This window comes from Helicobacter cetorum MIT 99-5656 (assembly GCF_000259275.1).
GTDB classification, from domain to species: domain Bacteria; phylum Campylobacterota; class Campylobacteria; order Campylobacterales; family Helicobacteraceae; genus Helicobacter; species Helicobacter cetorum.
Genome location: NC_017735.1, coordinates 1,225,336 through 1,238,695, shown reverse-complemented (window position 1 = coordinate 1,238,695; position 13,360 = coordinate 1,225,336). Strand labels below are relative to the sequence as shown.

Here is a 13,360-nt window from a genome sequence, read left to right as displayed (position 1 = left end):
CTTATTGGGAGTAGGGTTTTGAAAAATGTAAAGTCTTTTTCTTATCCCTTATCCTTTTTGCTCCTTTTGAATCTCTTTGTCTCTCAGATTCAAGCTTTCAACATGAATATTACCGGCAAAATGAGTAGCTATACGAAGTATGGGTTTAATAATCAAAAATACCAGCCTTCTAAAGATATTTATCCAACCGGTAGCTACACTTCTTTACTGGGTGAGTTGAATCTCAGCATGGGTTTATACAAGGGCTTAAGAGCTGAAGTGGGGGCAATGATGGCAACGCTTCCTTATGACTCTACCGCCTATCAGGGTAATAATATTCCTAATGGGCAGCCCGGTTCTAGGACTGACCCCTTTAGCACAGGTATGTTTTGGCAATATATTGGCTGGTATGCAGGGCATAGCGGTTTGCATGTGCAAAGACCCCGTTATGCGATGGTGCATAACGCTTTTTTGAGCTATAACTACAAAAAAGACAAGTTTAGCGTTGGAATCAAAGGGGGGCGTTATGAAGCTGAAGATTATGATTGGTTCACTTCTTTTAGTCAAGGGGTTGAAGGCTATATTAAGTATAAAGATACTAAATTAAGAGTGATGTATTCTGACGCTAGGGCTTCAGCATCAAGCGACTGGTTTTGGTATTTTGGGCGTTACTATACAAGTGGCAAGGCTCTAATGATTACTGATTTGAAATACGAAAAGAATGGCTTAAAAATCAACCCTTATTTCTATGCTATTTTTCAAAGAATGTATGCACCCGGAATCAATATCACTTATGATACTAATCCTAATTTCAATGATAAGGGTTTTCGCTTTGTAGGCACTTTTGTAGGGCTTTTTCCTTATTTTGCGACTCCAGCTAATGCGTATGATATTATCCTTTTTCAGCAACAGCCCTTAGGAAAGAGCGGGCAAACTTATTTCTTACGCACACGCTTTTATTACAATAAATGGCAATTTGGGGGTAGTATCTATAAAAATGTGGGTAATGCTAATGGTGATATAGGTATTTATGGAGACCCTTTGGGCTATAACATTTGGACAAATAGTATCTATGATGCTGAAATCAATAACATTGTTGGTGCTAACGCCATTAATGGGTTCTTATATGTCGGCTCTCATTATAGGCGTTTCAATTGGAAGATTTTAGGGCGTTGGACTAATAGTCCGAGGGCTGATGAGAGAACTCTTGCACTCTTTTTGAGCTATTTTTCTAGCCGATACAATATCAAATTAGATTTAAAGCTTGAATACTATGGCAATATTACCAAGCAAGGTTATTGTATTGGTTATTGTGGCATGTATGTTCCTGCTGACCCAAACGGACCTGGAACACAACCCTTAAAACACAATGTTTATTCTGATAGAAGCCACATAATGTTTACATTCACCTATGGTTTTAGGATTTATTGAGAGATTTTTATCTTTATTTTTTTAAAAGTCTGTTTTCATTAGTTTGGATTAACTCATTTAAAATAGGCTTCATTAATGCTAAAAAGATGGCTTTTGAGCTGGTTTGATAAATTCTAACGCCTTGAAACGCTCCCCTAAAGCTCCAGGGCTAATCAAGGGCTTGATTTTTGCGACTTCTTTTAAATACCTTTCATAACTTGTGCTTTGAGAAAATTTTTCTAACAATTCCATAAGCCCCATATCCAGCAAGGCTTTAGCCTGTGGTTTTAAGAATGAAAATTCCCCCTGATATTTTTCTAGCAAGAAACGCACCAAAGAAAAATTGACATCATAGGTCAAGTCGCTTTGCTGATACAAACTAGAAAGATTGTCTAAAATATCCTTAAAATCCAGCACTTGATGTTCTTTAAAGGCTCTTAAATGCATGTCTAATCTCTGTAATTCATCGCCATAATCAAAGCTTAAAAACACCCAAGATTGAGCCTTATTCAACTTTTCTAACAAATCCCTAATAAAAGCGTTCAAAAATAATGGCACACACCCAACTTGCAAATTCAAGGTTTTGAGAAGTTCTTTTGTAGGCTTATCAATATCACTCCAAACACCCTGATGCTTAGGAGTAATAAAAAGCATTTGATTATCCTTGATAATTTCGCAAGCAAACGCATCAAACAATTCATTAGAGATGACAAACACATGTTCATGCTCTTTAAAATCAAGCTCTTCTAAGCTATAGCTTGTTAAATCTAATTGCGTAGCTTGTTTGAAAGTTGCTTGTTGAATGCTTTGCAATTCTTTTAAAGGCTCACAGCTAATAAATTCGCATTTTTCTATAACACCTACGCTCAAAGTTTTTAAAAAACCAGCTATATCACTTAAGAAATGCCCATGATGAGAGCCGATTTCTACAATTTTTAAAGGTAAGCCTAATTTTTCTTCTTCTAAAAGTTTGATGATATAAAATGCAATGGTGCCACCAAAAAACTTGCTTAAGGACACTGAAGTGTAAAAGTCCCCTTTTTGACCAATTGTTGCTTTTCTGTAATACCCTTTTTCGCCATAGAGCCACTCTTGCATGTAATTTCCAAATGAACGCACTTTTTTCCTTTAAGACTCAAAAATAAGTTTGGGCTAGAACCAAACTACCTAGTACATTCTACAAAAATTACTTTATTTTTGTGCTATCATACTAAGTAATTATGGCTTTATTTTTGAAGCTAGTTTGACATTGAAAGAGAGTGGTTTAAGAGTTGAAAATTTTAAAACGAGCTTGTGGGGCGGTGGAAGAGAACGCTTATATTGTTAAGCTGAGTAATGGTAAGGATTTTATCATAGACCCCGGATTTTCTAGTAGCGAGTGGGTGTTAGAAAATACCACAAACCCTACAGCGATTTTAATCACGCATGGGCATTATGACCATGTTTGGGATAGTGCTAATTTGTCAAAAATCCTTAAAAACACTCCGATTTATGCCCCCAAAGATGATGTGTTTATGCTAGAAAATGATATTTTTAATTTAGGCATGCCAGCTTTTAGCCCCACTTTTAGCGTGCCTTGCAATAAAGGTTGCACGACTTTAGAGATAGAAAATACTATTATTAAGTATTGGCATTTTCCCGGACACACACCAGGTTGTTCTATCATAGAAATAGAAGGGGTGATTTTTAGCGGAGATTTTATTTTTTATCGTAGCATTGGGCGTTATGATTTCCCTTATTCTAATGCAAAAGACATGAAAGAGTCCTTGCTAAGATTTCAAAGTTTAGATTTTCCTAAAGACTTAGATATTTATCCAGGTCATGGAGATAAAACAAGCTTTTTTGCTGAGAGAGAGCATTCTAAAGTTTGGATTTCAAGGATAGCTTAGAAAATGTTAAGCCAGCCACAAAAAGAGCGTTACCTACGCCATATCATGTTAGAAGATGTGGGCGAAGAAGGTCAATTGAAGCTTTTAGAATCTAGCGTTCTAGTCATTGGAGCTGGGGGGCTTGGTTCAGTGGTTTTAATGTATTTGTGTGCCACTGGTATAGGGCGAATAGGTATTGTGGATTTTGACAAAGTGGATTTAAGTAATTTGCAACGCCAAATCATTCATTCGCAAGATTTTTTGAATCAATCCAAAGTCTCTAGTGCAAAAGCTCGCTTAAACACACTCAACGCTGATGTGAAAACAGAAACTTTTGAAGAGCGTTTTAATGCGAGTAATGCTCTTTCTCTCATAGAGCCTTATGATTTTATCATAGACGCTACAGACAATTTTAACGCTAAATTTTTGATTAATGATGCTTGTGTATTAGCTCATAAGCCCTACTCGCATGCGGGTGTTTTAAAATACAGGGGGCAGAGCATGAGCGTTTTACCTAGTAGTGCATGCTTAGCATGTGTATTTGATAGACCCCCTAAAAAGGAATTAAACCCTATCTTTAAGGCGGGGCTTTTTGGGGTCTTACCTGGAGTTTTAGGGTGTATTCAAGCCAGTGAAGCCATTAAATATTTCTTAGGCATAAAGACTTTACTCACAAACACCTTGCTTACAGCGGATATTAAAACGATGGATTTTAAAAAAGTTCAAGTGATGAAAAACCCTGAATGTAGGGTTTGCGGCACACATAAAATCACGCATTTACAAGATTATGAAATTTAGATAAAGGGGTAAAATTTGGATTTATCAACTATATTAGGCTTAGTGCTAGCGGTTGCTTCCATTTCGTTAGGCGATATTTTAGAAGATGGCAATCCGTTGCATATCATTCACTTAAGCTCTTGTATTATCATTATTCCTACTTCGTTATTTGCAGCTATGACAGGCACGCATGCACGCTATGTAAAAGCCGCTTACAAAGAGATTAAGATTGTTTTTTTAAACCCTAAAATCAATTTGAATGAAACCATTAAAAACTTAATAGAATTAGCCACTCTAGCTAGAAAAGATGGGGTGTTGAGCCTAGAGGGGCGGGTCGCTCAAATTGAAGATGATTTTACTCGTAATGGTTTGTCTATGATAATAGATGGTAAAGATTTGAAATCCGTTAAAGAAAGCTTAGAAATTAGCATTGAAGAAATGGAAGAGTATTACCACGGAGCCGCCCATTACTGGGAGACCGCCGGTGAGACAGCCCCTACTATGGGCTTGGTAGGTGCGGTTATGGGGCTAATGCTCGCTCTTCAAAAACTAGACAATCCAGCAGAAATGGCGGCAGGAATCGCAGGGGCGTTTACCGCAACCGTTACCGGAATTATGTGTTCTTATGCGATTTTTGGTCCTTTTGGGCATAAACTTAAAGCTAAGTCTAAGGATATTATCAAAGAAAAAACCGTTCTTTTAGAAGGAATTTTAGGCATTGCTAATGGAGAAAATCCAAGAGATTTAGAAAACAAGCTTTTAAATTACATCGCTCCTGGCGAGCCTAAAAAGTCTCAATTTGAAGGCTAAAAATGGCTAAGAAAAACAAACCCACCGAATGCCCCGCCGGCGAAAAATGGGCGGTTCCTTATGCGGACTTTTTGTCTTTATTGCTCGCACTTTTTATCGCTCTTTATGCGATTTCAGCGGTCAATAAATCTAAAATAGAAGCTCTCAAAACGGAATTTATTAAGATTTTTAATTACGCTCCAAAGCCAGAGACTATGCAACCGGTTTTATTGATCCCACCTGATTCTGGACAAGAACAAGACCAAACCGTAAATGAAAGATCCAGACCTTCTTCACAGAATACTGAAACTAAAATCACTATCACTCGCAAGGGCGAAGGAAGTGTTTTAGAGCAAATTGACCAAGGCTCTGTTTTGAAGCTCCCTTCTAATTTGCTTTTTAAAGATGCAAATTCAGATGCCATTAATCAAGATATGATGCTCTATATTGAACGCATCGCTAAAATCATTCAAAAGCTTCCTAAAAGAGTGCATATCAATGTGAAAGGTTTCACTGATGATACCCCCTTACAAGCACACTCTCGCTTTAAGAACCATTACGAATTAGCTGCAAATCGTGCCTATAGAGTGATGAAAGTTCTTATACAATATGGAGTAAGCCCCAAACAACTATCCTTTTCTTCTTATGGCTCTACAAATCCTATCGCCCCTAATGATTCTGTAGAAAACAGAATGAAGAATAATCGTGTTGAAATCTTTTTTTCTACTGATGCGAATGATTTGAGTAAAATCCATTCTATTTTAGACCAGCAATTCAGTCCTTCCAAATGAACCACACAATAAAACTTCTTTTATCCCTTTTGCTGTGTCTAGCAAGCCTTATGGCAAGAGACAAGGACGCTTCTTCAAATCTGTTTGATTTGATTGATAGGGGCATTACAAAACAACAGGCATTAGATGAACAAGAGCGAAAAACCCGTTTAAAAATGGCTCAAAATCCTTTGGTTACCCTAGAGATAGTCCCCCAAAGCACGCCCTACTTAGAATGGCAAGGGGCTAGAGAATCATATTATTTAAAGGTGAGTGCTGTAATAGAGAGTGTGATTATCTTAAAAATTGATATTAATCAAGGCCGTTCTTGCTCGCTTTACCCTACGCCCAAAAATGTTTCTTTAGTCAGAAATCAAAGCGTAGCCTATGAAATCCTATGCGAAAACCAGCCTTTATGGATAGAAGTTACCACTAATTTAGGCAAACGCACTTTTCAATTCTAAGTTATAGCTTAGGGTTGAAGGGCTACAAGTTTTAACAAAACGGCTCATCTTTGCAAATATTTTCAAGCAATCTAAAAAACACAAAAATAAAATTTATATAGGGGCTTGTGTGTTTAACTGAGTATAAAAAGGCTTATGGGGGGCTAAGCCCAAAAACCCTACTTTTTTAAAAAAAATTAGCACAGAAAAAATCTTATTAAAACGACAAGCAACAACGCTTTTTAAAAAAAATTAGCACAGAAAAAAATCTTATTAAAACGACAAGCAACAACGCTTTTTTAAAAAAAATTAGCACAAGAAAAACTAGGGGTTATAGCTCCCAAGAGAGCCAAATTACAAGTAAAACACTCTTTTAACTCTTTTAAAAAGGGTGAGTTCCTTAGTGCGTTAGAATGTAAGCATACGCTACAGCCACAGCTCCCACAACTGCAACGATAAAACCTATCATTATCCTATTCCATTTGTCTCTGTTAATATCTCGTCTATTTTGCATAAGTTCCCTAGCTAATTCAGGTCTGTCTTTTAAAGCTTCCATTTCTTTGTTCTCGCTTTCTGTTTTATTATAATCAAATAGTCTTAATCCCATGAAAACATCATAACACTAAAATGTAAATCCTGTTTAAAAGGATTAAAACGCCGTAATATAATTGATATAAAAAGTATAAAGCCTTCTATAGTTCACATCAGCCCCAGCACTCTTTAAATACACTTGGTCAATAAAAGGCACTTTAATCCCAAATTCTACGCTCTTTTGACTTAAAATCCCTTGATTATGAAAATTCTTAGAAAAACGCTTAAACTCTGCAAAATTTGTCCGCACCCCAAAATTCAACGCCACTTGAAAATTCGCTAGATGAATGTTGTTAGCATCCCCCCAGTTATCAATGATCTGTTGTCTAAGAGAACTAAGCCATGTTGTGCCACCTAGTTGAATCCCAGTAAACAACCCAAAATTCAACGCCTTAGTATGATAAGTCCTTCTAAATAAGTTCCATAAAAAATCTGTGCCTAAACCATAAGCAAAGATATTGGCTTTCACGCTTTGATTTGCCACACCCATTTCACTATAGCCATAATCCACAAAGAGATAATGCCTAAGACCCAGATTTCTAGCCTTCCCAAAGAAGTATTTATAGCCCACACTCGCTCCCACACCATTACTCATACCATGTTGAGTGCTTTTACCCGCTACATACTGGCTTAAAATGGGGTTAGCCCCATAACTACTAGCTTGTGCGTAAGCGTTTTGAACCTGATTTCTTGCATTTACCATGGCTTCTAGTAATTTTTGCTGGACACTAAAAAACTTGTTATCCCCTAGAAGCTGGCGTAAGGTTTGAGAGAAAGACTGGATAGTGGTTGTGTTAGAAGTGATTTCTTGGAGTAAGGTTAAAATCACATTAGGGCTAATATCGTTTTGTAAGGCTTGAAACCCTTTAGAAATAGCTTGAGTGATAGTGTTAAAAGCTGTTTTAAGGTCTGTTTGATTACTAGCTTGATTTTGTATAAACCCAGCGGTTTTAATAAATTCTGTGAGTAAAACCACTAAATTATTGGTATCACTCACCCCACTTGTAGGGATAGCCCCTAAGAGATTGATAAGACCACCGGTGCAACCATTTTGTGAACCACCGCCACCGCCACCACCAGAACTGCTACCATTACTACACAAATTACTCAGTTGTCCGTTGCCACCCTTTAACGCTTCAAAGAATTGTTTTAAGCCGTTTTCAACGCCTTTGTTATTCCCAGAACTAGCGATAATGTCGGCTATTTTTTTAGCGTCATCGTAGATTTTTTGTAGGTTGTTGTTTTGGTTCTCTTGTTTTAGTTCTACAGCTTTTTTTTGTTGAGTGGTGTTTTTATTAGGGGTGTAGCAACTACTATGGCTACCACCCTCACTTTGAACCATGCTCGCTCCTTGAGTTCTAGTGCATGGGGTATAGCCATTGTTACTACCACCACTCCCACCTTTCTCGTCTTGATTACTACTAGGGGTATAATTCCCCAATTTCCCTTCGCTCGCATCTATCAACATTTGGTAGGCTGTGCCGATGTTACCGCTATTGTTTTGTTTGCCACTTTCTTGTTCGCCATTACTACCATTAAAACTTTTAAGTTGTGCGATAATCTGTTGTAATAACCCATTGCTAGTAAGCGTTATTTTTTGAACATTGTAGGTTATTTGGTTGTTATTCCCACTTGTGCTATTTCCTTTGCTTTCTTCTTTCTCTTTCGTTAAAGAATACCCCAAAGCCTGTTGTAACCCACTATAATAATTCTTAGGGTCTGACCATTGCTGGTGGCACCAATTGTTATTCTGTCCGCTACTAGTTCCATTCGCACATGAGCCATTAGTGGTTGTTACACTCAATTGCTGGCCTACTTGCTGTGTTTGTTGCGGACTTTGGTCAACCATAGCCTGAACTGAAGTAGGCACTTGCTGGTTAATGGTGTTAATCAATTGGTAAAAATTCGCTCTTAACTGAATGCATAAATCTTGATTAGTTCCACTACCACTGCCATTACATTGTGAATTTTGTTGCCCCCCTTGTTGCTGTTGCTGACTTTCACTACCTTTACCATTAGTGCCATTGATAAAATAAATCGCATTCGCCCATTTTTGAATATTGCTTTCTTGGTTTTTAAAAGCTTCAGAAATACTTTTTTGAAATTGATTCACATTCGCTAGAACATTATCTAACGCTCCTACTACCGTGTTAGCTTGGGGGGTTGTAGTGGTTGTAGTAGTGCCTTTGCTTGCGAGATTATTCACTTGAACCCCACTAGCCCCACTCACTCCATTACTGCCTACAGAACTCCCATTAGCAACCCCACTATTACCCCCTAAAGCTTGTAAAAGCTGTGTTTTAGCATTTTCGCTATTGACTCCCACTCTTGCTTGTAGCTGTAGTTTTTGTTCTTCGGGTGGATTACTACTGCCATTAGTAATACTAGAAGTGCTTAAAATCGTCTGCAATTGCCCATTCCCACTGATACTCAAACCCCCTGAAGAACTTTGACTGGTGTTTCCGTTACAATCTTGGGTTCCCCCTTCTTTTGGTGCGCATAATATCTTGGCATTTTTTGTCAAGTTTTCTTCAGATGTTTTTAAAGAGCTATAAACATCCCACACTTGAGACACCAGGTTGAAGGAGTTCACGCCGATTTGATGGCTTTTAGTGATTTTTGAAGCGGCGATTAAGGCGTTTGTGCTGGGGTTAGTGGTGTTATTTTGGAGTTGTTGCCCTTCTCCTATAGTGCCATTATTAGGCACTTTGCATGAGAACTGGCCTTGAGCGTCATTTCCGGTTTGGTTATTAGCAATAGTAGTGCAATCATATGCACTGATATTCTGCCCTTGAGCGTTGGTAACGGTGCCAATTTGGTTGTTATTGGAAGTGTTTTTGAGTAAGTCTTTGGGTTCATTGAACCCTGAACTACCATTCCAAGTAATACTCTTTAAAACTTTATTGTAGTTTGCTATCGTTTTTTTATACGCTTGGAAATTCAAAGCGTTGTGTAGGTTGTTGAGATTGTAAGTGGTAATATTGATAGCGTTATTGTCTAAAGTGTTTAAAGCGATGCTCTGAAGCCTTTGAGCGATAGTTTGGATTTGTTGTTGGTTAGCGGTTAGATTTTGGTTGTTTGGTGTTGCTTGCTTGCCTTCTTTAGTGGTGTTACTACCATAGGTTGCTAGGGGGTTTAAATCTTTGATGAATTGTTCTAAATATCCTATTTGACCTTGTGGTTGGCAGTTTTGTTGGTTGTTACCCTGATTAGTTTGGCTGCAACCATTACTACCACTTTGCTGGTTTTCACTCAAACTACCTGTTAAGGTGTTCATTAAAAGGGTGTCGTTGTAGTAAGCTGTGTTGTTAGAAGAAGTTTGGGTAAGCCCTAAGATAGAGTTTGGCATGGGGTTAAAAAGCCCAACAGGAGCTGAAGGGGGGTTTAATACCGTGTGCGTAGCCGTAGTGCCTGTTTTATAAACGCCTACCCCAAAAGTGTTTAAAGCTGCTTGTAAGGCTGTGGTGTTAGCTTCATTATTGCTCTTGTTGACTGCAGCGGTTAAATTAGTGAGTAAAGCTTGAACATAAGTGGTGGTGGTGGTCTTAGAAATATTGCCTTCAATTTGTTCTAGGAGTTTAGCCATAGATTGTGCGGTGTTTTGTAATTGGGCTTTGACTTCTTTGGTGTTATCGCTAGGGTTAAGGCTATTAACGGTGTTAGTGATATTAGAGCTTAAAACAATGCCTTCTTCAAACGCGCTTTGAGTGTTAGCTAAGAGTTTAGCTGTAATTTGTGCAGAGTGGGCTCTTAAAGGGTTAGAGCTGCCTTTTAGGCCTACGAGTTGTTGGGAAATACTAGAGATTTGTCTGCTAGAATAGAAGTCTTTTCTGGTTCTGCCAATTTTATCTAGGATATTAGAAACACCTTCTAACTGGTTGCCCACTGCATTACTCACTCCATAGCCTAGAGCGTCTGCTACGGTTTGAGAACTGAGCGTGATTAAGCCTGTGGTAGGGCCTGCGATGTTAATCGCGCTTTGAGTGATGCTTGCAATGGTTTTTTCATTGTCTAAAAGCTGCTTGTTGTTGATAAGTTGCTTAGTGCCACCAATTTGATAGCCTACAGACATATACCAGCCATTGTCTTCAGCGAGCAAATTTTCATAAGTCAATAAAGAGCCAGCTAAGAAGAGGGATTGGAATGGTTTGATTTTTTTCATGACCTTGACCTTATGGGGGTTTCTTTGTTTTATGGTTTTATTTTTCATCATTATTCATTTCACATTCTGTTTTTAGGTTTCTTTGTTTCATTACTTTATGTTCTATATTGAACCTTGTGTGCTTGTTGGTTCTAACATCTATTGTTTCATATTCTGTTTCTAATAGGGTGTATTTCATCATTTTCTTTTTTAAAAACCTATATTGTAGCCCACATAGAAACTAAAGGCTCTTTTATACTTAGCGCTAACGCCTTCTGATTTGTAATAGGTGTGATAAAGAATAGGCACTTTAAGCCCAAATTCCACCCCTTGAGAAAAACGAGACTTTCTTTGTTTAGCGATTTTAGAAAAATTGGTTCTTATACCCATATCAATAAGGAATTGAAACGAAGTGTTCATAGGCTTTGTATGGTAACCATCCACTTGGTTGATAAAATTAGTTTTCCAAGTTTGAGCTGCGTATTGAGTGCCTAAGAAAAAGCCTATATCCATCGCTTCAGTCCCCCTTTTTCTAGTGAAGACATTATAGAGTAAATCTATCCCACCCCCATAGCTAGAAAGGTTGGCTTTAACTTGTGTGGTATTAGCCCCAAATTGGACATACCCAAAATCATAAAAGCCATAGTATCTAAGCCCAAACATACGCTTCTTACCAAAGAATTGTTTGTAGCCCATTTTCACTCCAAAGCCATTCATGTTGTTGGAATTGGAGTTATGGACTAAGAAGTTTCTTGCAAAGCCCACTTGATAAGCCTTATTGACTTTAGCCTTCATTTCATCTACCACACCACTAATCACGCCTTGAGAACGATACAGACCATAACTCATTAAAGCTCTTGCTGTAGGGGAATAGGGGCTTTTTAAAATCTCTTGGACTTTTTGATTAGTGGGGTCAGCTACAGCTTGTTGTAATGCTTGCATGACTTTTTGTTGCTCTTGTTGGATTTGCTGTGGGGTTGGAGTTGTTTGAGTAGAACTAGAACCAGACTGAGTGGGCTTAACGAATTGTCCCCCATAACTGGGTAAATTAAAATCCTTGTTTTTTAAATTCAAATAGGGGGCTACCCAATTGGTGATGAACTGCCCATAGCCATTAGTGGCATGCATCAAATTCTCTCCAAAATCAATGGTCTCTTTCATTTGCTCATAGCTAGAAGTGCCTGTCATTTGAGCGGCTTTATTCGCAAAGCTTTGCATGCCTGATAAGAGCATGGAAGCGGTGATACCATCTTTGATGATATTACTCGCTACATAATAGACTGCTGAGCTAGGGTGGTAGGTGTATTGACCTGTACCTGTTCCTACAACAGCTCCGGCGGGTAAATCTTTTATGCCGATAGGGGTTTGATTTTGTTGTCCGTCATTATCTGCAGAGTTTTTGGTGTAATAACCTGGTCCGCTAAAGCTTTGGTAACCACTAGCGCCATTAGGGGGTGTGTTATAAGTGAAACCAAATTGCTTTTCATTAGGGATTCCGCCTAGGATAATAGATTGCATTAAAGCTTGGAAGATGTTCTGGGCGTTAGAAGCAATAGAGTTAGCTTGTTCTGTGGCACAGGGACTTTGATTGTTGCAAGTTTGTGAACCACCACTACCACCAGAACCACTACCATTACTATTGGCTAATCCGTCTTTTAAGAGATGTTGTAAAACTTGGGGGCTAAATTTGGGTGCTTCTACAGCGTTAAAAGATTTATTGGTTAAGCTTTGGTTATACCAAAGCGTGGTTAAAGCGGTGGTAATATCATTGTTTAAAGCGTCCATAACACTCGCAATGCCTTCAGGTAGAGCAATGGTAATGTTTTGGTTACCGAGTTTGACTTTAAGCGTCTTAGCATTAGCATGGTCTTTTGGGTTGAGTGTTAGGGTTTCTCCGATTAAAGAAGTGAGTTTGTCAAGGTTATTGACTAGAGATTGCATGTCATAAGTGGCATTGACATTGCCCCTTGGGGGATTGTTGCCTGTGCTGTTGTTTTGTGCGCCTTCGCCTTTCTTACCCTGATTTTGTGCGCCTTCAGTTTTTTTACCTTGTTCTTGTTCTTGTTTGACATAACCCCCAGCATAGAGCAAACAGCGTTTAGAAGGGTCAGGGCATAGCATTTGCATTAAAACTCTGGTTTGTTGCCCCATAGCGTCTAAGTAGTAGGCTAAAGGCACAGCCGCAGATTTCATCGCTACTGCATTTTGGCGGATATAATTAGAAGCTTCATGGCTTACATTTAACCCTGGGTTATCCACTCTTTGAATGGCGAGTGAAGTTTGATAGCTTGCCCCTATAAAAAACCCATCATCTTCAGCCATTAGAGAGCTTAATGCTAAGCTACACCCTATGAGTTTTTTAAAAATGAAATTTTTCATTGTGGTTAAAATCCTTGTTTATTTAATTTTGGAATTAAAAAAGGGGCGGAGTAATTTAAATTTATTTAATCATCGTAAAAGTTTAATAAACCCTTAAAATATAAATTCCTTCTTAAAATTCTTTATATTGTAGACTATTTACATTATTTTTAGCTTAAAAATTCAAAATATTTTGATTAGAAAGCTTATATGTTTCAATTGGAGTGGTTTAAA

At 38.1% G+C, this 13,360-nt stretch carries 11 protein-coding genes; 6 read left to right on the top strand and 5 right to left on the bottom strand.

Annotated elements, in window-relative coordinates; translation table 11 throughout:
- Positions 1–3: 3 nt before the first annotated feature.
- Complete coding sequence (locus HCD_RS05855; RefSeq protein WP_411269456.1) at positions 4–1,410, top strand: outer membrane family protein; 1,407 nt, start codon at positions 4–6, stop codon at positions 1,408–1,410.
- Between the two features lie 78 nt (positions 1,411–1,488).
- Here HCD_RS05855 and HCD_RS05850 read toward each other — a convergent pair whose 3' ends face one another.
- Positions 1,489–2,508, bottom strand: a complete 1,020-nt coding sequence (locus HCD_RS05850) for an SAM-dependent methyltransferase (protein WP_014659655.1) — start codon at positions 2,506–2,508, stop codon at positions 1,489–1,491.
- A 152-nt stretch (positions 2,509–2,660) separates the two neighbouring features.
- Between HCD_RS05850 and HCD_RS05845 the strand changes: the two genes are divergently transcribed.
- The 5 genes from HCD_RS05845 to HCD_RS05825 are packed head-to-tail and all read left to right on the top strand — an operon-like array spanning position 2,661 to position 6,057.
- Positions 2,661–3,278: an MBL fold metallo-hydrolase gene (locus tag HCD_RS05845; RefSeq protein ID WP_014659654.1), complete on the top strand. Its 618-nt coding sequence runs from the start codon at positions 2,661–2,663 to the stop codon at positions 3,276–3,278.
- A 3-nt stretch (positions 3,279–3,281) separates the two neighbouring features.
- Positions 3,282–4,055, top strand: coding sequence for a HesA/MoeB/ThiF family protein (locus HCD_RS05840; RefSeq protein WP_014659653.1), 774 nt, complete (start codon positions 3,282–3,284; stop codon positions 4,053–4,055).
- A gap of 15 nt (positions 4,056–4,070) precedes the next feature.
- Positions 4,071–4,844 (top strand): flagellar motor stator protein MotA, encoded by a 774-nt coding sequence (gene motA, locus HCD_RS05835; RefSeq protein WP_014659652.1) that lies wholly within the window; start codon positions 4,071–4,073, stop codon positions 4,842–4,844.
- A gap of 2 nt (positions 4,845–4,846) precedes the next feature.
- Positions 4,847–5,614: a flagellar motor protein MotB gene (gene motB, locus HCD_RS05830; protein WP_014659651.1), complete on the top strand. Its 768-nt coding sequence runs from the start codon at positions 4,847–4,849 to the stop codon at positions 5,612–5,614.
- Positions 5,611–6,057 (top strand): hypothetical protein, encoded by a 447-nt coding sequence (locus HCD_RS05825; RefSeq protein WP_041594832.1) that lies wholly within the window; start codon positions 5,611–5,613, stop codon positions 6,055–6,057. Before motB ends, HCD_RS05825 begins: the two co-directional genes overlap by 4 nt.
- A 379-nt stretch (positions 6,058–6,436) precedes the next feature.
- On the opposite strand, the gene HCD_RS05820 is transcribed toward HCD_RS05825, so the two are convergent.
- Genes HCD_RS05820 through HCD_RS05810 form a run of 4 tightly spaced genes read right to left on the bottom strand, consistent with a single transcriptional unit; the run spans position 6,437 to position 13,147 of the window.
- The gene (locus HCD_RS05820) at positions 6,437–6,643 is read right to left on the bottom strand and encodes a hypothetical protein (protein ID WP_014659649.1); all 207 of its coding nucleotides are present in this window, start codon (positions 6,641–6,643) and stop codon (positions 6,437–6,439) included.
- A gap of 42 nt (positions 6,644–6,685) precedes the next feature.
- Positions 6,686–10,789 (bottom strand): outer membrane protein, encoded by a 4,104-nt coding sequence (locus HCD_RS05815; RefSeq protein WP_041594924.1) that lies wholly within the window; start codon positions 10,787–10,789, stop codon positions 6,686–6,688.
- 37 nt (positions 10,790–10,826) lie between these two features.
- Entirely contained in the window at positions 10,827–10,967 is a 141-nt protein-coding gene (locus HCD_RS09350) for a hypothetical protein (protein ID WP_158308559.1), read from the bottom strand.
- Positions 10,968–10,978: 11 nt separating this feature from the next.
- On the bottom strand, positions 10,979–13,147 hold the full coding sequence (locus tag HCD_RS05810) for an outer membrane protein (RefSeq protein WP_014659647.1): 2,169 nt from the start codon (positions 13,145–13,147) through the stop codon (positions 10,979–10,981).
- Between the last annotated feature and the right edge of the window lie 213 nt (positions 13,148–13,360).